Source organism: Flavobacterium sp. KACC 22761 (genome assembly GCF_034058155.1).
Lineage (GTDB): Bacteria > Bacteroidota > Bacteroidia > Flavobacteriales > Flavobacteriaceae > Flavobacterium.
In genome coordinates this window covers 1,807,896-1,830,058 of record NZ_CP139148.1, presented here as the reverse complement: position 1 = coordinate 1,830,058, position 22,163 = coordinate 1,807,896, and the positions used below count along the sequence as shown (strand labels likewise).

The 22,163-nt window shown below is 34.0% G+C and carries 21 protein-coding genes; 20 read left to right on the top strand and 1 reads right to left on the bottom strand.

Annotated elements, in window-relative coordinates; translation table 11 throughout:
• Positions 1–16 precede the first annotated feature (16 nt).
• On the bottom strand, positions 17–1,012 hold the full coding sequence (locus SCB73_RS08010; protein WP_320569530.1) for a TlpA family protein disulfide reductase: 996 nt from the start codon (positions 1,010–1,012) through the stop codon (positions 17–19).
• A 158-nt stretch (positions 1,013–1,170) separates the two neighbouring features.
• On the opposite strand from SCB73_RS08010, the gene aspS reads away from it, so the two are divergent.
• The 20 genes from aspS to SCB73_RS07910 all read left to right on the top strand — a co-directional run bounded on the left by aspS (position 1,171) and on the right by SCB73_RS07910 (position 22,129).
• A complete protein-coding gene (gene aspS, locus SCB73_RS08005) occupies positions 1,171–2,922 on the top strand; it encodes an aspartate--tRNA ligase (RefSeq protein ID WP_320569529.1) in 1,752 nt (583 codons plus the stop codon).
• 309 nt (positions 2,923–3,231) lie between these two features.
• Positions 3,232–3,426, top strand: a complete 195-nt coding sequence (locus SCB73_RS08000; RefSeq protein ID WP_007137066.1) for a cold-shock protein — start codon at positions 3,232–3,234, stop codon at positions 3,424–3,426.
• A 244-nt stretch (positions 3,427–3,670) separates the two neighbouring features.
• Complete coding sequence (locus tag SCB73_RS07995; protein WP_026727107.1) at positions 3,671–4,036, top strand: NADH-quinone oxidoreductase subunit A; 366 nt, start codon at positions 3,671–3,673, stop codon at positions 4,034–4,036.
• A gap of 155 nt (positions 4,037–4,191) precedes the next feature.
• Entirely contained in the window at positions 4,192–4,740 is a 549-nt protein-coding gene (locus tag SCB73_RS07990) for an NADH-quinone oxidoreductase subunit B (RefSeq protein WP_026727108.1), read from the top strand.
• A gap of 1 nt (position 4,741) precedes the next feature.
• The gene (locus SCB73_RS07985) at positions 4,742–5,263 is read left to right on the top strand and encodes an NADH-quinone oxidoreductase subunit C (RefSeq protein WP_320569528.1); all 522 of its coding nucleotides are present in this window, start codon (positions 4,742–4,744) and stop codon (positions 5,261–5,263) included.
• Between the two features lie 5 nt (positions 5,264–5,268).
• Positions 5,269–5,568 (top strand): nucleotidyltransferase family protein, encoded by a 300-nt coding sequence (locus SCB73_RS07980; protein ID WP_320569527.1) that lies wholly within the window; start codon positions 5,269–5,271, stop codon positions 5,566–5,568.
• Positions 5,561–5,908 (top strand): HepT-like ribonuclease domain-containing protein, encoded by a 348-nt coding sequence (locus SCB73_RS07975; protein WP_320569526.1) that lies wholly within the window; start codon positions 5,561–5,563, stop codon positions 5,906–5,908. Before SCB73_RS07980 ends, SCB73_RS07975 begins: the two co-directional genes overlap by 8 nt.
• Before the next feature lies 1 nt (position 5,909).
• A complete protein-coding gene (locus SCB73_RS07970) occupies positions 5,910–7,148 on the top strand; it encodes an NADH-quinone oxidoreductase subunit D (RefSeq protein WP_132990490.1) in 1,239 nt (412 codons plus the stop codon).
• A 194-nt stretch (positions 7,149–7,342) separates the two neighbouring features.
• Positions 7,343–7,873: a complex I 24 kDa subunit family protein gene (locus tag SCB73_RS07965; protein ID WP_320569525.1), complete on the top strand. Its 531-nt coding sequence runs from the start codon at positions 7,343–7,345 to the stop codon at positions 7,871–7,873.
• A gap of 1 nt (position 7,874) precedes the next feature.
• Complete coding sequence (gene nuoF, locus SCB73_RS07960; RefSeq protein WP_320569524.1) at positions 7,875–9,245, top strand: NADH-quinone oxidoreductase subunit NuoF; 1,371 nt, start codon at positions 7,875–7,877, stop codon at positions 9,243–9,245.
• A gap of 89 nt (positions 9,246–9,334) precedes the next feature.
• On the top strand, positions 9,335–10,363 hold the full coding sequence (locus SCB73_RS07955; protein WP_320569523.1) for an NADH-quinone oxidoreductase subunit G: 1,029 nt from the start codon (positions 9,335–9,337) through the stop codon (positions 10,361–10,363).
• 6 nt (positions 10,364–10,369) lie between these two features.
• The gene (nuoH, locus tag SCB73_RS07950; protein ID WP_320569522.1) at positions 10,370–11,422 is read left to right on the top strand and encodes an NADH-quinone oxidoreductase subunit NuoH; all 1,053 of its coding nucleotides are present in this window, start codon (positions 10,370–10,372) and stop codon (positions 11,420–11,422) included.
• A gap of 83 nt (positions 11,423–11,505) precedes the next feature.
• A complete protein-coding gene (locus SCB73_RS07945) occupies positions 11,506–12,051 on the top strand; it encodes a NuoI/complex I 23 kDa subunit family protein (RefSeq protein WP_132990486.1) in 546 nt (181 codons plus the stop codon).
• Complete coding sequence (locus tag SCB73_RS07940) at positions 12,051–12,590, top strand: NADH-quinone oxidoreductase subunit J family protein (RefSeq protein ID WP_035108238.1); 540 nt, start codon at positions 12,051–12,053, stop codon at positions 12,588–12,590. Before SCB73_RS07945 ends, SCB73_RS07940 begins: the two co-directional genes overlap by 1 nt.
• On the top strand, positions 12,590–12,910 hold the full coding sequence (gene nuoK / locus SCB73_RS07935) for an NADH-quinone oxidoreductase subunit NuoK (RefSeq protein ID WP_012023318.1): 321 nt from the start codon (positions 12,590–12,592) through the stop codon (positions 12,908–12,910). The genes SCB73_RS07940 and nuoK overlap by 1 nt, the downstream gene beginning before the upstream one ends.
• Before the next feature lie 5 nt (positions 12,911–12,915).
• Positions 12,916–14,799: an NADH-quinone oxidoreductase subunit L gene (nuoL, locus tag SCB73_RS07930; RefSeq protein WP_320569521.1), complete on the top strand. Its 1,884-nt coding sequence runs from the start codon at positions 12,916–12,918 to the stop codon at positions 14,797–14,799.
• A 10-nt stretch (positions 14,800–14,809) separates the two neighbouring features.
• Complete coding sequence (locus SCB73_RS07925) at positions 14,810–16,249, top strand: complex I subunit 4 family protein (RefSeq protein WP_320569520.1); 1,440 nt, start codon at positions 14,810–14,812, stop codon at positions 16,247–16,249.
• A gap of 138 nt (positions 16,250–16,387) precedes the next feature.
• The gene (locus SCB73_RS07920) at positions 16,388–17,779 is read left to right on the top strand and encodes an NADH-quinone oxidoreductase subunit N (protein WP_320569519.1); all 1,392 of its coding nucleotides are present in this window, start codon (positions 16,388–16,390) and stop codon (positions 17,777–17,779) included.
• 163 nt (positions 17,780–17,942) lie between these two features.
• Complete coding sequence (locus SCB73_RS07915) at positions 17,943–18,713, top strand: Bax inhibitor-1/YccA family protein (protein WP_320569518.1); 771 nt, start codon at positions 17,943–17,945, stop codon at positions 18,711–18,713.
• 569 nt (positions 18,714–19,282) lie between these two features.
• Positions 19,283–22,129, top strand: a complete 2,847-nt coding sequence (locus tag SCB73_RS07910; RefSeq protein ID WP_320569517.1) for a pectate lyase family protein — start codon at positions 19,283–19,285, stop codon at positions 22,127–22,129.
• Positions 22,130–22,163: the final 34 nt, after the last annotated feature.

The following is a 22,163-nucleotide window of genomic DNA, read 5'->3' as shown; positions in this document are numbered from 1 at the left end:
CGATTTCGTAAATAAATTAGTTCAATAATGCATTTAATTGCTCAACAAGTATTGGATCAGATGGTCTTGGAGCATCAGAATTTACAATATTGCCCTGAGGATCAATTAATATGAATCTCGGAATTCCAGTAACTCCATAGTTCACAACAAACTCAGAAGTCCAATCTTTATCAGCAAATAATTGAACACCACCCAAATTTTTGTCTTCTACAAACTTCTTCCATTTTTCATTGTCTTTTGCTTTATCAATAGAAATGCTCACAAACTCAATATTTTTTCCATCATATTTCTCTTCCACTTTTTGCAAGTACGGAATTTCAGCTCTACATGGCGCACACCAAGTAGCCCAAAGGTCTATATAAACATATTTTCCTTTTAAGTCAGCCAGTTTTGTTTTTCCTCCTTTAAAATTTTCGTAATCGAATTCAGGTGAAGGTTTCCCAATCAGACTCTTTGCTTTCGCTACTCTTTCATATTCCTCAGACGCATATTGATTAAAACTTTCAAAACTACTTTTTAATGCCGTTTTAAATTCAGGGTCAAAATCTCCCTTTTCCAAATTTTCATTATCTGTTTTTTTCTTTTTTTCTAAAAGAGCAGTAAATTCATTCGCATCTTTAGTAAAGGCCTCGTTCTGAAATTTCTCGTCTTTCAACGCCTGTTGTGCCAGAAAATTACTTTCATTGATACCTTTCCCTTTATAAACAATAGTTTCATCAAATTCTTTGGCATCCATTGTTAAGTTAATTTCAGAATTTGGTTTTAAATACAAGTTTGACGATTCAGTTCCATCAGAAAAAACATAAAACCCTTTTGGAGCATCAAAAACTGCAACAAAAACCCCTTTTTTATCAATCGGAATCACTTGCTTAAAACCATTTCTTGCCTTAACCACAAGGGTGTCACTATTTCGATTAGCAATTTTAGCCGTAAATTTTATTTGATTTTTCGCTTGACCAAAGACATTCAGGGCGCTAAAAATCAACATTCCTGCCACAAAAAGTTTTTTCATAGATATTAAAATTTATTTTTAGTGAATCAAATCTAAAGAAATAACCGCTTTGAAATTTCAGAATTAACAAAATATTTCAAATTTCTAAGCATCAAGTTTATCACTTTACTATATTATCTTGAATTTTGTATTTACTTTTGCAGTCTAAAATTGAGATCATGTATAGAAGTCATAATTGCGGCGAATTAAACGCTTCAAATATTAATACCGAAGTTACGCTTGCGGGCTGGGTTCAAAAATCACGCGATAAAGGATTTATGAATTGGGTCGATCTACGCGACCGTTACGGAATTACACAACTTATTTTCGACGAAAGTCGTACTGATAAAACCGTTTTTGAATTGGCAAAAACTCTAGGAAGAGAATTTGTAATTCAGGTAAAAGGAATTGTTATTGAGCGTGAAGCTAAAAACAAAAATATTCCAACGGGTGAAATCGAAATTTTAGTTTCTGAATTGACGATTTTAAACACTGCATTAACTCCTCCATTTACAATTGAAGATGAAACGGATGGTGGAGAAGACATCAGAATGAAATATCGTTATTTGGATATTAGAAGAAATCCTGTAAAAAACAGTTTATTGTTCCGTCATAAAGTAGCGATGGAAGTTCGCAAATATCTTTCTGATTTAGATTTCTGCGAAGTTGAAACGCCTTACTTAATCAAATCAACTCCAGAAGGAGCAAGAGATTTCGTTGTGCCAAGCCGTATGAACGAAGGGCAGTTTTATGCATTGCCACAATCTCCACAAACTTTCAAACAATTATTGATGGTAGGTGGAATGGATAAATATTTCCAAATCGTGAAATGTTTCCGTGATGAAGATTTACGTGCTGACCGTCAGCCAGAGTTTACTCAGATTGACTGCGAAATGGCATTTGTAGAACAAGAAGATATTTTGAATGTTTTTGAAGGATTGACAAGACATTTATTAAAAGAAATTAAAGGTATCGAAGTAGATAAATTCCCAAGAATTACCTACGACTATGCTATGAAAACATACGGAAATGACAAACCGGACATTCGTTTTGGGATGAAATTTGGTGAGTTAAACGAATTTGCACAGCACAAAGAATTCCCAGTTTTTAATTCCGCGGAATTAGTTGTGGGAATTGCAGTTCCGGGAGCAGGAAATTACACTCGTAAAGAAATTGACGGGTTAATTGACTGGGTTAAACGTCCTCAAGTTGGTGCATCTGGAATGGTTTATGTAAAATGCAACGAAGATGGAACTTACAAATCATCTGTAGATAAATTCTACGACAATGATGATTTGGCAAATTGGGCAAAAGCTACAGAAGCAAATCCTGGAGATATGATTTTTGTACTTTCTGGTCCGGCTAACAAAACTCGTGCACAACTTTCTGCACTTCGTATGGAATTAGCAACTCGTTTAGGATTACGTAATCCTGAAGAATTTGCTCCATTATGGGTTGTTGATTTTCCATTATTGGAACTTGACGAAGAAAGCGGTCGTTACCATGCAATGCACCACCCATTTACATCTCCAAAACCAGAAGATATGGCTTTGTTAGAAACAGAACCTGGAAAAGTTCGTGCAAATGCTTACGATATGGTTTTAAACGGAAACGAAATTGGCGGTGGATCAATTCGTATTCATGATAAAGCAACACAACAATTAATGTTCAAATATTTAGGATTTACCGAAGAAGAAGCAAAAGCGCAATTCGGCTTCTTAATGGATGCTTTCCAGTTTGGAGCGCCACCACACGGAGGTTTAGCTTTTGGTTTGGATAGACTTGTTGCTATTTTAGGAGGTCAGGAAACCATTAGAGATTTTATTGCTTTTCCTAAAAATAATTCTGGACGTGATGTTATGATCGACGCTCCGGCCGCAATTGATGATGCACAGTTGAAAGAACTTCGTATTAAAGTCGATATTGCATAATTTTTTACAAAATATCCAAAAATATAAACGCCGATTGAAAAAATTCAATCGGCGTTTTTTTATCTTTTTAAGTAAAAAAATAAATGCAAATTTTACATTTATCGATTATAAAATTCCTACAATATGCCTTTTTGTATATTCCTACAATTAATGATTCTCAAATTATCCTATTTTATTAGCATTTTGATGTAATAAACCACGTAAAAACACTGTAAATCAATAATTTTTACAAAAAATTAACACGTACATGTCTTTTGTATTAGTTAATATGTTACATTTGCTTTATTATAAATTATTATTACAATTACAATGCGTACAGGTACAGTAAAATTTTTCAATGAATCTAAAGGTTATGGGTTCATTACAGACGAAGAAACAGGAAAGGACATCTTCGTTCACGCTTCAGGAATTAACGCGGAAGAATTACGCGAAGGTGACCGTGTAAGCTACGAAGAAGAAGAAGGAAGAAAAGGGAAAGTTGCTGCTAAAGTAGCAGTAATCTAAGAAAAATATAGCAATTTATTTTTTTTGCCTCTGAATGGTTTTAAAAACGCTTCGATTTATTTCGAGGCGTTTTTTTTTTGCTTATTTCTTAAAAAAATATTAAAAAAACATCCTCTTATTTATAATCAATAAAAATTAGGCATAAACGCATATTCTGAACATACTTATATCCTCCTTTAGTTTGTGATTTACATAGTTGAAAGTTATCTTTGTGGCTTATTCTTTAAGTAAAAACCCTAAGTTTATGCAATCTGATCAATACAGTTACATTCCAATTTTAATGCAGTTAGTTCTGGCTGTTGGTTTTGTAGTAGGAACAATAATTATTTCTGGAAAATTAGGCCCAAAAAGAACCTCTGAAGTGAAAGACAAAAACTTCGAGTGTGGTATCGAATCTGTTGGAAACGCACGTATTCCTTTTTCGGTAAAATATTTCCTAGTTGCGATCTTATTTGTGTTGTTTGACGTAGAGGTAATTTTCCTTTACCCTTGGGCAGTAAACTTTAAAGATCTTGGCATTGAAGGAATGCTAAAAATGATTGTTTTCATGGCTTTGCTTTTGGTTGGTTTCTTTTATATCATCAAAAAGAAAGCCTTAGAGTGGGAATAAATTAAGATTTTAGATTTCAAATTTTAGATTTTAGATTGATTTAGAATTTTAGATTTGAAAGATAATTTCTCAAAACACAATATTGATTTTTAAAATATTGATTTCGATTTCAAGATCAAAAATCTAAAATCAGGAATCTACAATCTAAAATAAAAATGAGCGATTCAAAAGTAAATATGGTTGCGCCACCAGAAGGAGTTACTGGTGAAGGTTTCTTCGCTACAAAACTTAATGATGTAGTTGGTTTAGCAAGAGCTAACTCATTATGGCCGCTTCCTTTCGCGACTTCATGCTGTGGTATCGAATTCATGGCGACAATGGCTTCACATTACGATTTGGCACGATTTGGTTCAGAGCGTGTGAGTTTCTCTCCTCGTCAAGCTGATATGCTTTTAGTAATGGGAACTATTTCAAAAAAAATGGCCCCGATTTTAAGACAAGTTTACGAACAAATGTCTGAGCCTCGCTGGGTAATTGCTGTTGGAGCTTGCGCTTCTTCAGGAGGGGTTTTCGATACTTATTCTGTTCTTCAAGGAATTGACAAAGTAATTCCTGTTGACGTATATGTTCCAGGGTGTCCTCCAAGACCAGAACAAATTGTTGACGGTGTAATGAGATTACAGGAATTGGTAAAAAGCGAATCTGTTAGACGCAGAAGCTCTCCAGAATACCAAGAATTATTAGCTTCATATAATATCTCATAAAATGGCTTTAGAAAATACCCTGATCCAAGATAAACTTGTAGAAACATTCAATAACGATGTTTTTAACTTTCATCAAGAAAGAGATATTTTTACTTTAGAAGCTTCGGCTGACAAAATCACAGCATTAATATTATTTTTAAAAAATGATGCTGACTTACAATTTCACTTTTTAACAGATTTATGCGGGATTCACTATCCAGACAATGAGCTAGAGCGCCAGTTTGCTGTAGTGTATCACCTGCACAACTGGATCGAAAATAAACGCATCAGAATCAAAGTTTATTTAAATGGTGAAAAACCTGAAATAAAATCTGTTTCAAATATTTTCTTGAGTTCAAATTGGATGGAAAGAGAAACTTACGATTTCTTCGGAATCAATTTTATTGGTCATCCGCAATTGAAACGTATTTTGAATATGGACGAAATGGTGTCTTTCCCAATGAGAAAAGAATTCCCAATGGAAGACAGCGGAAGAACTGATAAAGATGACAGATTCTTCGGAAGAACAGTATCAAATTGCTAAGTTAAATGAAACTGATAGAACAAAATAAACAAAAACTCAATCAGCTCTGCATGGAACATCATGTTGAGAAATTGCATTTGTTTGGTTCTATCTTAACAGATCAATTTAATGACGAAAGTGATATTGATATGTTAATTCAATTTTCATCAATTAATTTAGAAGACTATTTTGATAATTATATGGATTTTAAAGAAAAGGTTGAATTACTATTTGACCGGGCTGTAGATTTAATTGAAAATCAAGCTATCAAAAATCCAGTTTTCAGAAAAGTTATAGATAGAGAAAAACAATTAATCTATGGATGAAAGAATTTTAAAATCATTATTTGATATAAAATTAGCCATTGAAGAGATTGATAGTTTTCTTTTAAATGAAGAAAAAACATTTTCTAATTATTCTAAAAACACTTTGTTAAAAAGAGGTATTGAAAGAAATTTAGAAATCATAGGCGAAGCAGTAAACAGAATTCTAAAAGAAAACACAGAATTTGAAATTACAAATGCTCGTCGAATAATTGGTCTTAGAAACCAAATCATTCATGCTTATGATAGCATATCTGATGAAAACATTTGGAGTATTGTTGTAAAACATATTCCAAATCTAAAAATTGAAATAGAAGATAAAATAAATAATTCAACATTATAAAATGTCAGAACTATTATTACCACCAGAGCATCGTTATGCTAAAATAATTAAGGAGCGACACAATGAAGACGGAAGCGAGCTTTCTGTTCTGAATTTAGGTCCTACACACCCAGCTACTCACGGTATCTTTCAGAACATCTTACTAATGGATGGAGAAAGAATTCTTGAAGCTGAACCAACCGTTGGTTACATCCATAGAGCATTTGAGAAAATCGCTGAAAATCGTCCTTTTTACCAAATTACTCCTCTTACAGATCGTATGAACTATTGCTCCTCTCCTATTAATAATATGGGATGGTGGATGACTTTAGAAAAACTTTTAGGTATTGAAGTTCCAAAAAGAGCGCAATATTTAAGAGTTATTGTAATGGAGCTCGCTCGTATTACAGACCACTTAATTTGTAACTCAATCCTTGGTGTAGATACTGGTGCCTATACTGGTTTCTTATACGTTTTTCAATTTAGAGAAAAAGTATACGAGATTTACGAAGAAATTTGCGGAGCTCGTTTAACAACAAATATGGGAAGAATTGGTGGATTTGAAAGAGATTGGTCTCCAGAAGCTTTCAAAAAAATAGAAACTTTCCTTGAAGAATTTCCAGTTGCTTGGAAAGAATTCGAAAACCTATTCGAAAGAAACAGAATTTTCCTTGATAGAACTGTAAACGTTGGTGCCATTTCAGCTGAAAAAGCAATGGCATATGGATTTACAGGTCCTAACTTGCGTGCTGCAGGGGTTGATTATGATGTTCGTGTTGCTCAACCTTATTCATCTTACGAAGATTTCGATTTTATTGTTCCTGTTGGAAAATCAGGAGATACTTATGATCGTTTCTGTGTTCGTAATGCTGAAGTTTGGGAAAGTTTAAGCATTATTCGCCAAGCTTTGGATAAAATGCCGGCAGGAAATGAATACCATGCTGAAGTTCCAGATTATTACCTTCCTCCAAAAGAAGACGTATATAATAATATGGAATCACTAATCTATCACTTTAAAATTGTAATGGGAGAAGTTCCTGTTCCAGTTGCCGAAATTTACCATGCTGTTGAAGGTGGAAATGGAGAGTTAGGTTTTTATTTAGCTACTGACGGAAGCAGAACTCCATATAGATTACATTTCAGAAGACCATGTTTTATTTATTATCAGGCATATCCTGAAATGATTAAGGGAGCATTGCTTTCTGATGCAATTGTGATTTTATCAAGTTTAAACGTAATTGCTGGAGAATTAGACGCGTAAAAAATTCTAGATTGAAGATTTTAAATTTTAGATTGCAGAATAGCATCTCTAAATTTTAGATTGAAAATCTAGACTTATATAGAATTGAAGAATTCAGATTGAAAAATCTAAAACTAAAACAAAGATTGCAGAATACGGATTATGGACAAAGATTGAAAAAATCTAAAATCTAAAATCTAAAATCTAAAATAAAAATGGAACGTAAACATTACAAACAAGAAATAAACATGACTGAAGCATTGATGACACGCATCAATGAATTAATCAGTCATTATCCTGAAGGCAAACAAAAATCGGCTTTATTGCCTGTTTTACATGAGGTTCAGGATGCACACAACAACTGGCTTAGTATTGAACTTCAAGACAAAGTTGCTGAGATTCTTCAGATAAAACCTATTGAGGTTTATGAAGTGGTTACTTTTTATACGATGTTCAACCAAAAGCCAATTGGCAAGTACATGTTTGAATTTTGCCAAACTTCTTGTTGTTGTTTAAGCGGTGCCGAAAATTTAATGGATTACACTTCTGAAAAATTAGGCATTAAAATGGGCGAAACAACTCCTGATGGAATGTTTACCCTTGCTGGTGTAGAATGTTTAGGCGCTTGCGGATATGCTCCGATGATGCAATTGGGAGATTTCTACAAAGAGAAATTGACAGAAGAGAAAATTGATCAGTTAATTGCTGATTGTAGAGATGATAAAATAATATTACACGATAAATAAGATGTCACAAAAAATATTATTAGATAAAATCAATATTCCTGGAATCAAAACCTACGAAGTATATCGTCAAAATGGCGGTTATGCATCTGTAGAAAAAGCTTTAAAAACACTTACACCAGATGAAGTTACTGAAGAGGTAAAAAAATCAGGATTACGTGGCCGTGGTGGCGCGGGTTTCCCAGCCGGAATGAAATGGAGCTTTATTGACAAAAAATCAGGAAGACCAAGACACTTAGTGTGTAATGCCGACGAATCGGAGCCTGGAACATTTAAAGATCGTTTTTTGATGGAATATATTCCTCACTTATTGATCGAAGGAATGATCACTTCTAGCTACGCTTTGGGCGCTAACCTATCTTATATCTACATTCGTGGAGAATATATGTGGGTTTTCAAAATTTTAGAAAGAGCAATCGCCGAAGCAAAAGCTGCAGGGTGGTTAGGAAAAAATATATTAGGAACAGGTTATGATCTTGAGCTTTACGTACACTGTGGAGCTGGGGCATATATCTGTGGAGAAGAGACAGCTTTGATCGAATCATTGGAAGGTAAAAGAGGAAATCCTCGTATCAAACCACCTTTCCCAGCAGTTTCTGGTCTTTGGGCAAACCCAACCGTAGTAAACAATGTTGAAACTATTGCGACTGTGCCTTGGATCGTTAACAATTCTGGCGATGATTATGCTAAAATTGGTGTTGGCCGTTCAACTGGAACTAAATTAATTTCTGCTTCGGGGAATATTAAAAACCCTGGTGTTTATGAAATTGAATTAGGTTTAAGTGTAGACGAATTCATGAATTCTGATGAATATTTAGGAGGAATGTCTTCAAGCCGACCTTTGAAAGCTTTTGTTCCTGGAGGTTCTTCAGTGCCAATTTTGCCGGCTGAATTAATTTTCAAAACAGCAAATGGAGAAGACCGATTAATGACTTACGAATCTTTAAGTGACGGTGGTTTTGCTACCGGATCTATGTTAGGTTCTGGAGGATTTATTGTTTACGATGACACAGCTTGTATCGTTAGAAACACTTGGAACTTTGCTCGTTTCTACCACCACGAATCATGCGGACAATGTACACCTTGCCGTGAAGGAACTGGATGGTTGGAAAAAATCTTATGGAGAATCGAAAACGGTCAAGGCCGTGAAGAAGATATCGAATTGTTATGGAGCATTCAAAGCAAAATTGAAGGAAATACAATTTGTCCTCTAGGAGATGCCGCATCTTGGCCTGTTGCTGCTGCAATTCGTCACTTTAGAGATGAATTCGAATATCATGTTCGTTTCCCTGAAAAAATCAAAAATAGAGATCACTTTGTTGCTGGACCTTTTTCACAAGTTAAACACTTAGTAGGCGGTAAAATAATAATATAGTCAAAAGTTAAAAAGTCGAAAGTTGGAAAGTTTAAAAGTTATGTAGATTGACTTTAGACTTTAGACTTTAGACATTAAGACATAAAGAAATGAAAGTAACCATAGACGGTCAAAGTATAGACGTAGAGCCAGGAACAACGATCCTGCAGGCTGCACGTATGATTGGTGGAGATTTGGTGCCGCCAGCCATGTGCTATTACTCAAAATTAAAAGGCAGCGGTGGAAAATGCCGTTGTTGTTTAGTTGAAGTTTCAAAAGGAAGTGAAGCTGACCCTAGACCAATGCCAAAATTAATGGCATCTTGTGTAACAGGATGTATGGACGGAATGGAAGTAAACAGTAAATCTTCTGCCAGAGTTACCGAAGCCCGTAAATCTGTAACAGAATTTTTATTGATCAACCACCCATTAGACTGCCCAATTTGTGATCAAGCTGGAGAATGTGATCTTCAAAATTTAAGTTTTGAGCACGGTAATCCTAAATCACGTTTTATTGAAGAAAAAAGAACATTTGAGCCAGAAGATATTGGTCCAAATATTCAGCTGCATATGAACCGTTGTATTTTATGCCAAAGATGTGTACAAGTTGCAGATCAATTGACAGACAACAGAGTTCACGGAGTATTAGATCGTGGAGATCACGCTAATATCTCGACTGGTATTTCTAAAGCAATCGACAATGAGTTTTCTGGAAACATGATTGATGTTTGTCCGGTTGGAGCTTTAACAGACAAAACTTTCCGTTTTAAATCAAGAGTTTGGTTTAACAAACCTTACAATGCACACAGAGAATGTACAACACCAGGATGTTGCGGTAAAACTACCGTTTGGATGTTTGGTGGAGAAATTCAACGTGTAACTGGTCGTAAAGATGAATATCATGAAGTTGAAGAATTCATTTGCAACAGTTGTCGTTTTGAACACAAAAATATAAATGACTGGGTTATTGAAGGACCAAGAGAATTTGAAAAAGATTCTGTTATCAACCAAAATAACTACACTCAGAAATTAGAGAAAGTTGAAATCGATACTGAAAAGAATATCCTTTTAGGTAGAGATATTGACCGTAAAAAAATTAGTATGGCAGCAATTCCATTAACTGATAAAGATCAAAAATAGTAAGAAATGGAAAGTGCATTTATTATAGAAAAAAGTGTTGTTATTGTTGTCGTTTTTGCGGTAACAATGATTATGGCAATGTATTCTACTTGGGCAGAACGTAAAGTTGCTGCTTTCTTGCAAGACCGTGTTGGACCAAACCGCGCCGGATGGGGAGGTTTATTACAACCACTTGCGGATGGTATGAAATTATTCTCTAAAGAAGAGTTTTTCCCAAACACGCCAAATAGATTTTTATTCATTGTAGGTCCTGCAATTGCTATGAGTACAGCCTTAATGACAAGCGCTGTAATTCCATGGGGAGATAAACTTCATCTTTTCGGAAGAGACATTATTCTTCAAGCAACTGATGTAAACATCGCTTTATTATACATTTTCGGAGTTCTTTCTGTTGGAGTTTACGGCATCATGATTGGTGGTTGGGCTTCTAACAATAAATTCTCATTAATGGGAGCAGTTCGTGCTGCTTCTCAAATGGTTTCTTATGAAGTTGCAATGGGGTTGTCAATGATTGCATTATTGATGATGACTGGAACAATGAGCTTAAGAGAAATGTCTTTACAACAACAAGGAATGAACTGGAATGTTTTTTATCAGCCATTATCATTCCTAATCTTCCTAATTTGTTCTTTTGCTGAAACTAACAGAACACCTTTCGACTTAGCAGAATGCGAAAGTGAGTTAATTGGAGGTTACCATACCGAATATTCATCCATGAAAATGGGATTCTATTTATTTGCTGAATATGCAAGTATGTTTATTTCAGCAACTATTATTTCTGTTTTATTCTTTGGAGGCTACAATTATCCTGGAATGCAATGGATGGTAGAAAATGTTGGTGTAAATACAGCTAATTTATTAGGAATTGCAGTTTTATTTGTAAAAATATGTTTCTTCATATTCTTTTACATGTGGGTACGTTGGACGATTCCAAGATTTAGATATGACCAATTAATGAACCTAGGCTGGAGAATTTTAATTCCGCTTTCGATTATTAATATCATGATTACAGGTGCTGTTATTTTAAGACACGATATCGCAACAGCTTTAGGATTCTAAGAACCGCCACCAGCTTCAAATAAAAACAAAATAGATTTGAATTTGACTTATCAGATTTTGAATCATAAATTATAATAGTAAAAATGTCAATAGAAACTATATCATTATCGGGTAGAAAAAAAGTGGTGTCAAATAAGGACATGACTTTTTTGGAACGATTGTATCTTGTGGCAATTGTAAAAGGTTTATTGATTACCATTAAGCACTTTTTTAGAAAAAAGGCTACAATTCATTACCCAGAGCAAGAACGTGAAAGAAGTGCTGTTTACCGTGGTCAGCATATGCTAAAACGTGACGAACAAGGTCGCGAAAACTGTACTGCTTGTGGATTATGTGCTTTATCATGTCCAGCAGAAGCGATCACTATGAAAGCTGCTGAACGCAAAGCAGATGAAAAACACTTGTATAGAGAAGAAAAATACGCTGAGATTTATGAAATCAACATGCTTCGTTGTATTTTCTGTGGTTTGTGTGAAGAAGCTTGTCCGAAAGATGCAATTTACTTGACAGAATCTAAAGTTTTAGTTCCTGCAAGCTATGATAGAGAAGATTTCATTTTTGGAAAAGACAAACTTGTTATGCCTTTAGAAATGGCTTTGAAAAATTCACAACTTAATAACGCTAACTAATGATACACATTCCAGATCTTGCAAACGCAACTCCTGTAGGAGTGATATTTTGTATCTTAGCGTTTATTACTGTAATTACTGCTTTCTTGACTATTTTTAGCAGAAACCCAATTCACTCCGCTATTTACTTGGTGATTTGTTTCTTCTCGATTGGTGGTCATTATTTATTATTAAACTCTCAATTCTTAGCAATTGTACATATCATCGTTTACGCTGGAGCAATTATGATTTTGTTCCTGTTTACGATCATGTTAATGAACTTAAACGAACAAAAAGATGTACACCGACCACGAATTACGCGATTGGGTGCGATTGTTTCTTTCTGTTTGATTGTTATTGTTTTAATCGCAATCTTCATCAACTCTAAACCAATTGTAGGTGATTACGATTCAACAGGAGAAGATTTCCAATCGATTAAAGTATTGGGTAAAATATTATTGAACGAATATATGGTACCATTTGAATTTGCTTCAGTTTTACTTTTAGTTGCAATGATTGGAACTGTATTATTGTCTAAAAAAGAAAAATTAAATAAGTAATGGGTAATATATTAAATCAAATAGGTATTGAAAATTACATCTTTTTAAGTGTTGTACTTTTTTGTATTGGTGTTTTTGGTGTGTTATACAGACGAAATTCTATCATTGTTTTTATGTCTATCGAGATTATGCTGAATGCAGTTAACCTTTTATTTGTAGCTTTTTCGACTTATCATCAAGATGCACAGGGACAAGTTTTCGTATTCTTTTCGATGGCCGTTGCTGCTGCCGAAGTTGCAGTTGGATTAGCGATTCTGGTTTCTATTTTCAGAAACATTGGCTCAATTAGTATCGATAACTTAAAAAATTTAAAAGGATAAAAGAAATGGATATTAATTTAGCTTTACTTTTAGTATTAACTCCTTTTTTAGGATTTTTAATCAATGTTTTCTTTGGAAAAAGCCTAGGAAAATCAGTTTCTGGAGCAATCGGAACTGTTGCTGTGGCAATTTCTTTCATCGTTACTCTTCTACTTTTTAATCAAATTACTTCGACTGGAAAAGCAATTGAAGTTTCTTTATTTGATTGGATTCAAATTAGCAACTTAAAAATCAATCTTGGATTTTTATTAGATCAATTATCTGTTCTTTGGTTACTTTTTGTAACTGGAATCGGATCTTTGATTCACTTATACTCTATCAGTTACATGCATGATGATGAAAATATGCACAAGTTTTTTGCGTATTTGAATTTATTCGTATTCTTTATGATTACACTTGTAATTGGAAGCAACTTATTAGTTCTTTTCATCGGATGGGAAGGTGTTGGACTTTGCTCTTACCTTTTAATTGGATTCTGGCATAAAAACCAAGATTACAATGATGCTGCAAAAAAAGCTTTCATCATGAACAGAATTGGAGATTTAGGTCTTTTAATTGGTATGTTCATCATTGGATCAATGTTTTCAACATTAGATTACGCCACTTTAAAAACTGCAATTGCTGGAGCTTCTAACTTAAATTTACCATTACTTTCTTTAGCTGCTTTATGCTTGTTTATTGGAGCTTGTGGTAAATCTGCTCAAATTCCGTTATACACTTGGTTGCCTGACGCGATGGCCGGACCAACTCCGGTTTCTGCATTGATTCACGCAGCTACAATGGTTACTGCTGGTATTTTCATGGTAACAAGATTAAACTTTGTTTTTGACCTTGCAACAGATGTTCAAACTGTTATTGCAGTTATTGGAGCAATTACTTCGTTAGTTGCGGCTACAATTGGTTTAATACAAAACGATATCAAAAAAGTATTGGCTTATTCTACAGTTTCACAATTAGGATTAATGTTTTTAGCATTAGGATTTGGAGCTTATGAAATAGCTGTTTTTCACGTAATCACACACGCTTTCTTCAAAGCTTGTTTATTCTTAGGTTCTGGATCTGTGATTCACGGATTACATGGAGAGCAAGATATGCGTAACATGGGAGGTTTGCGTAAAGCAATGCCAATTACGTTCTGGACGATGTTGATTTCTTCATTGGCAATTTCAGGTTTCCCTTTACTTTCAGGTTTCTTCTCTAAAGACGAAATTTTAATGACTGCTTTCCACCATAGTATTCCGTTATACGTTGTTGGATCTATTGCTTCAATCATGACAGCTTTCTATATGTTCCGTTTAATGTTCTTGACTTTCTTCAAAGAATTTAGAGGAACTGAAGAGCAAAAACATCACTTACACGAAAGTGGTTCATTAATTACTATTCCACTTATCATTTTAGCTATTCTTGCTGCGTTTGGTGGATTGATTAGTTTACCAGGCAACAGCTGGTTGAATGAGTATTTAGCTCCTCTTTTCACAAAAGCAGCTGGTGAAGAACACCATTTAGGCACAACTGAATATGCTTTAATGGGAGTTGCAGTATTAGGATGTTTACTAGGAATTTTAATTGCTTACGTAAAATACTTTAAACAAGATAATGTTCCTGAATCAGACGAAAATATTACTGGTGTAGCAAAAGTGCTATACAACAAATATTATGTTGATGAACTTTATGACGCTGTATTTGTAAGTCCGATAAACGGTTTATCAAAAATCTTTAGAGATTATATTGAAACTGGCTTATCAGCACTAGTTTTTGGATTAGGCAAAGTGGCGAATGAATTATCATTCCAAGGAAAAAAATTACAAACCGGAAGTATCGGATTATATCTTTTTGCCTTTGTTTTAGGACTTTGTGCAATTGTTTCCTATATATTTTTAGCTCAATAATATTATAACTATGAACGTTTCTACTATATTAATTATACTTTTAATTGGTGCATTTGCCACTTATTTTTCTGGTGACAAACTAGCTTCAAAAGTTGCATTACTTTTTAGTTTAGCAGCTTTAGGATGTTCAATTGTATTATTGAATAATTATGCTGCAGGTGAAAATATCAGCGTAATCAACAGCTGGATTACACAACCAAAAATTTCTTTCGCTTTAAATGCTGACGGATTAGCTCTTGCAATGGTTTTATTGACAGCGTCTTTAACGCCTATTATTATATTCTCTTCTTTTGGGAATGAATATAAAAATGCAAAAGCTTTTTATGCTTTGATTTTATTTATGGCATTTGCAATGACAGGAACTTTCCTTGCTGCAGATGGTCTTTTATATTATATTTTCTGGGAATTAGCACTTATTCCAATTTACTTTATTGCTCTGATTTGGGGTAACGGTGATGCAGATGAAAGAAGAAAAGCAGTGGTTAAATTCTTTATTTACACACTTGCTGGTTCATTATTCATGTTAACAGCTTTTATCTATTTATATACAAAAGTGCAAAGTTTCTTAATTGAAGATTTATACAAATTGAATCTTTCTGCAGATGAGCAACTTTGGATATTCTTAGCTTTCTTCTTAGCTTATGCAATCAAAATTCCAATTATCCCTTTCCACACATGGCAGGCAAATGTGTACCAAAAAGCACCAACTGTTGGAACAATGCTTTTATCTGGTATCATGCTTAAAATGGGATTATACAGTGTAATTCGTTGGCAATTGCCAATTGCGCCATTGGCAGCAAAAGAATACATGGATATTTTCATTGTGTTAGGAATTGCTGGAGTGATCTATGGATCAATTGTAGCTTTGAGACAAAAAGATTTAAAGAAATTATTAGCTTATTCATCTTTAGCTCACGTTGGATTAATTGCTGCAGGAACTTATACTTTAACAGTTGATGGTTTCCGCGGAGCAGTTTTACAGATGATCGCTCACGGTTTTGTTGTAGTTGGATTGTTTTATGCTGCAGAAATCATTTACAGAAGATTTGAAACAAGAGAAATTTCTTCTTTAGGCGGTATTCGTACGCAATCTCCAAAATTTACTTCAATGTTCTTGATTTTGGTTTTGGCTTCGGTTGCTTTGCCTACTACATTTAACTTTGTTGGAGAGTTTACAGTATTGTACAGTTTATCTCAAATCAATATCTGGTTTGCTGTTTTGGGGGGAACTACTATTATTTTGGGCGCTTACTATATGCTTAAAATGTTTCAAAATGTAATGTTGGGAGAAACAAATTCAAAAGTTTTTGCTGATGTTACCGTTAACGAAGGTATTTCAATGATAGCAATTATTGCTGTTTTGATTTTCTTCGGATTTTATCCAAAACCAATAACCGATTTGATTACACCAAGTTTAGAAACGATTTTAAACGTTATCAATAAAAACTAAAATTTTAGAATGCCGATTAACGAATTTTGATTTCAGAATTATTCGAAACTAAAAAAGTTAAAAAGCTTAAAAAGTAAAAATATATTTTAAATAAAATAAATTAGGGCGTTTTAGATTTCCTAAATCAAAAAAACAAAAATGAATACATTAATAGCTATAACAGGATTGGGTATTTTTTGCCTATTGTTTGAAATTCTAAATTTTAGAAAAGGCATTGTTCCGTTTACCATTTTAGGTTTATTAGGAGTTTTGGCACTTAACTATTATGAATTTGGATCAACAGCAAGTTATTATAACAATATGATTGTGGTGAGCAAGTTCTCTACTGCATTTTCATCATTGTTTATTATTTTGACCATTTTCCTTGTAGCGTTAAGCCACAATTTCTACGAAAATCATCAAACAAAGATCTCTGATTATATTGCTATAAAAGTATTTTTATTAGCTGGATCTGTTGCGATGGTTTCTTTCGGAAACTTGGCAATGTTTTTCCTAGGAATCGAAATCTTGTCAATTGCATTATATATTCTTGCGGCGAGCGATCGTTTGAACATAAAAAGTAATGAAGCAGGTATGAAATATTTCTTGATGGGATCTTTCGCATCAGGAATCATTTTATTCGGTATCTGTTTGATTTACGGAGCTATGGGAACTTTTGATGTGACTGAAATTTTCGAAAGCTCTCTTTCTGCTGAATTGCCAATCTGGTTTCCAATCGGGATGGTTTTAATGACCATCGGAATGTTTTTCAAAATCGCTGCTGTTCCATTCCATTTCTGGGCTCCAGATGTTTATGAAGGTTCTCCAGCGTTGACAACTGCTTTAATGAGTACTTTGGCTAAAGTGGTGGCTATGGCAACACTTTATAAATTAGTTGCCGGATTAAACCTGATTCCATCTTTAGAAAATCAAGATATGTTAGGAACATTTGAACATATTATTGTAATCATTTCAATTGCATCGATGACAGTCGGAAATATAATGGCATTGCGTCAGGTAAATGTAAAACGTATGTTGGCATTTTCTGGAATCTCACACGCAGGTTTCATGTTGATGACATTTTTAACTATTGCAACATCTGCAGGAGTTTTATTATACTATGCAGCTGCTTATGCATTGGCCGGAATTGCTGCATTTAGCGTTATTTTATATGTTTGCAAAAATCAAGACAACGAGGATATTACAAACTTTCATGGTTTAGGAAAAACAAATCCGTTATTGGCTGCAATCTTGACTGGTTCATTGTTGTCTATGGCCGGAATTCCAATTTTTTCTGGATTTTTTGCTAAATTATTCTTGTTCAACCAAACCATCCAATCGGGTTATATTGCTTTAGTTATTGTTGCTGTTATCAACTCTATCATCAGTGTTGGTTATTATTTCAAACTAATATTAGCAATGTATTCAAAAGAGCCAAATGAAGAGCGCACAGGAAAACCATTCCTTATTTATGCTGTAGCAGTGGTTTCAATCACTTTGAACATTGTTTTAGGTTTATTCCCTTCTTTGGTTTTAGATTTATTGAGCTAAAATTTTTCAAAAAGATATTAGAATGTCCATCAAAAATTTATTTTGATGGACATTTTTTTTGTCCTTATTTTTTTAAGAAAAATTCATGTTAAAAATTTCTGTTCAAACGAATAGACTTAAAAAAAACTTCCTATATTTGAGTTCATTTAAATGTATTTAAACTATGGCTTTCAATTCAAAAAATCCATTTTTAAACAGCAAACGTTTTTCATCAAATGCTGTTTCAAGAGCTGAAGAAGTACACGAAGCACAAATTATTGATTACAATCAAGAAATGACTGTTTCTGGCACAATTAACAAAACAGCTATTTTATTTTTAATTCTTACTGGCGCTGCCATGGTAACCTGGTGGATGGCTTTTAATGGAATAAACATCATGATTCCGGCAATGGGTGGTGCAATTGTTGGATTGATATTAGTATTAATTTCAGCATTCAAACCACAATATTCTCCTTATTTAGCACCTGGCTATGCCTTATTTGAAGGTTTGTTTATTGGAGGCATATCTGCAATTTTTGAAGCGATGTACCCTGGAATTGTAATTAATGCTGTTGCTGCAACTTTAGTAACATTTTTAGTTTGCTTAGGCTTGTATAAATTTGGAATTGTAAAAGTTACTGAAACATTCAAATCAGTAGTAGTTGCTGCTACATTGGCAATTGCAACTTACTACTTATTCTCTTGGTTAGCTTCTCTGATATTCAATTTCACTCCTGTTCATTACGGAAACGGAATGATGAGCATTGGAATCAGTGTTTTTGTAATTGTTATCGCAGCTTTAAACTTATTCTTAGATTTCGATCAAATTGAAAAAGGTGCACAACAAAGAATGCCAAAATATATGGAATGGTTTGGTGCTATGGGATTAGTAATCACATTAGTTTGGTTGTACATTGAATTCCTAAGACTTCTATCTAAATTATCGAAAAAATAATTTTTTTCAACCTTATATTTTAAGCCTTTTTGAGATTTTCAAAAAGGCTTTTTTTTATTCTCTATTTTGATAAAATGATCTTCTCAAAAAAGGTTTCTCTGAAGTATATTTTTCTTCTTAAAACTTCGCTGAAAACAAATCTAATCTTTCAGTTTTTCCTCCTCAAAAAAAATAAAATAGACATTAAAAAATCATTTTTAAGCAAATTTCCCAATAGCAAACTCAAAAAGTAATCTATTTCTTATTTAAAATTTATTGGTCCAAATTTTTAAAAAATCTTCAGAAAAATCAAAATCTGCGTCCATCATCTTTTCAACTGATTGCAAAAACGTAGTAAAAATAAGACTTCACACAAACAGCTTGAATTATGTAATAAATTGCAATTAATGCAATTTATTACATAATGATTATTTTTTATTTAAAATTTTTAAATTATTAATTTTTAATATATCAAACAATTATGAATTTCAAAAAATTATATATTTTTGTGTAATCGATTACAATTAAAATTGTAAAAGAGAATCAAAACCACAAATACTATTTACTAACTATTTTTAACCAAAACAATTATGAAAAAAAACCTACTTTTCGTTTTCGTTTTTCTTGTTTGCGTTCAAACTTGGGCACAGCAAGTTACAATTACTGAAGCATCAGGCTGGCTTGAAACTGCTTTTGTAAAATGGCAACCTGTCACTAATGCACAAACTTACAATGTTTATTATTCTGGCGAAGGAATTACCGACAGAAAAATTGATGATCAACTCATTAGAAGCTATGGAAGTTATTTTCGTGCTGATATTCCTGGATTAAAAGCGGGATCGTACACTGTAAAAGTAAAACCAGTAATTTCTGGAGTAGAAGGAACCGGATCTACAACAAGTGCATTGACCGTTGTGGCACACGATCGAAACGGATTTGCTTTTGAAAGTGGCAGAGTTCCGGGCGGTTACAAAGCCGATGGAACACCTAAAGACAATGCCGTAATTTTATACATTACGCAAAACACAAAAAATACCATTTCGATGAATATTACTGGAGCAAGTGCTAATCCTTGCGTTGGTTTGCAAAATATTTTATATGCAATCAAAAAAGGAAAAGACACTCGCCCATTCATCATTCGATTAATCGGAAACATTACTGACATGACGGTTATGGAAGGTGGCGATGTTGTGATCGAAAATGCAAATAATGCATCAAGCTACGTAACAATTGAAGGGATTGGAAATGATGCTGTTGCAAATGGCTGGGGTGTTCGACTAAAATCGGCTTCAAATATCGAAGTAAGCAATCTTGGTTTTATGAACTGCAATAGTACAGCTGGTGATAATGTTGGAATGCAACAAGACAACGATCATATTTGGGTTCATAACTGTGACTTATTCTACGGAAATGCAGGAAGCGATGCCGATCAAATTAAAGGAGATGGAGCATTGGACAACAAATCTTCAACTTATATTACTTTGTCTTACAATCACTTTTGGGACAACGGAAAAGCAAGTCTTTTGGGCTTAAGCGAAGGAACAACAACTGGTTTGTACATCACGTATCATCACAACTGGTTCGATCATTCCGATTCTCGTCATCCCCGTGTTCGTTATTATTCCGCTCACATTTACAACAATTATTATGACGGAAATGCGAAATATGGAGCTGGATCTACAATGGGATCTTCACTTTTTGTAGAAGGAAATTATTTCAGAAATGCTAAACATCCAATGTTGACTTCTCTGCAAGGAACAGATATTTGGGATGAAGCCAATCAAGTTAATAATGCCGGAACTATGGGAACATTCTCTGGTGAAGCTGGCGGATTTATAAAAGCTTACAATAACACTTTTGATGCTTCAAACGGAACAAATAATATGCGTTTTGTAGCTTATAATGATCCTAATCCGTTGTACAATATTTCAGGAAAAATAAGCTCAACTACCGATTTTGATGCCTATGTTGCAACATCAAGAGGCGAAACTGTAAGCAGTACAATTAAATCAAAATCAGGAGCAAATTCATATAACAACTTTGATACTGATGCGTCATTATATGTGAAAAATTTAGTAATTGATCAGCCAGCAACTGCAAAAACCAAAGTAACACAATACGCTGGGCGTGTTTCTGGAGGAGATTTGAAATGGGTATTTGACAACAGTGTCGATGATACTTCTTCACTTGTAATTACAGCACTTAAATCTGCATTGACAAACTATTCGGGAACTTTAGTTGCTATTCAAGGCGAAGGAAATCCTCCAGCAAGTTCACAAACACTTACTTCTAATGGAAATGAAAACCAAACAGTAACAAGCGGAACAGCAATTTCATCAATCGTTTTTACTTGGGGTGGCGATGCTACAGATGCTACGGTTACGGGCTTGCCAGCGTCTGGACTTAGTTTTGTGAAAAACGCAATCGCAAAAACAATCACAATTACTGGAACACCAACGGCAACAGTATCGTATTCAATTGCAACCACAGGAATAGGAACTCCAGCAACAGGTTCTGGAACAATTACAGTTACAGCTGCAGGCGCTCAAACTTTGACTTCTACAACAAACAACAATCAAACTGTTGCTAGCGGAACAGCGATATCATCAATTGTCTTCACTTGGGGAGGAACTGCTACAGACGCAACCGTAACAGGCTTGCCAGCATCTGGAATTAGTTTTGTAAAAAACACAACGGCAAAAACCATTACTATTACGGGAACTCCAACAGCAACTGTTTCCTATTCAATTGCAACAACAGGAACAGGAACTCCTGTAGCAGGTTCTGGAACAATTACGGTTACTACTGGTACACCAAGCGGGGATGAAATTCATAATTTCACAGTTTCAGGAAAAACAAGTTCTTTCTATTCAATTACTGGAAATATGAATTCTACAGATGGTTCTGTGACATACAATGGACTAACCTTAACGAAACGCTTAAAAATTGAAACAAGTACGACTATAACTTATACAACAACAAGTTCTTCAACACTAACTTTAGTTTTTGATTCAAATTTTACAGGAACAATCAAAGTTGATAATGTTTCTTATACTGCATCAGCAGGCATTGTAACGGCTTCAATTGCTGCAGGTTCTCACACTATTACAAAAGGTTCTGTTGCCAACCTTTTCTATATCAGCACAGTTTACACGAGCGGAAGTACTTTACGAATGACGAAAACTGCTGAAGTAGCAACAGAGCCTGAAACATCAAAAGTTGTTTTATATCCAAACCCAGTTTCTGATGTTTTGTACTTTTCAAAATCAACTCAAACAATTGAAAAAGTTCAGGTTTACAATATTTCTGGAACATTAGTAGCTAGTGCAGGAAAAAATGCAGAAAGCATCGATTTAAGTCAATTGATCTCGGGAACTTATTTGGTAAAAGTTTATACCAATGATGGTTCATTCAATCAAACTATTTTGAAAAAATAAAACAACAAACCTAACTTAACTAACTCAGTTTGAA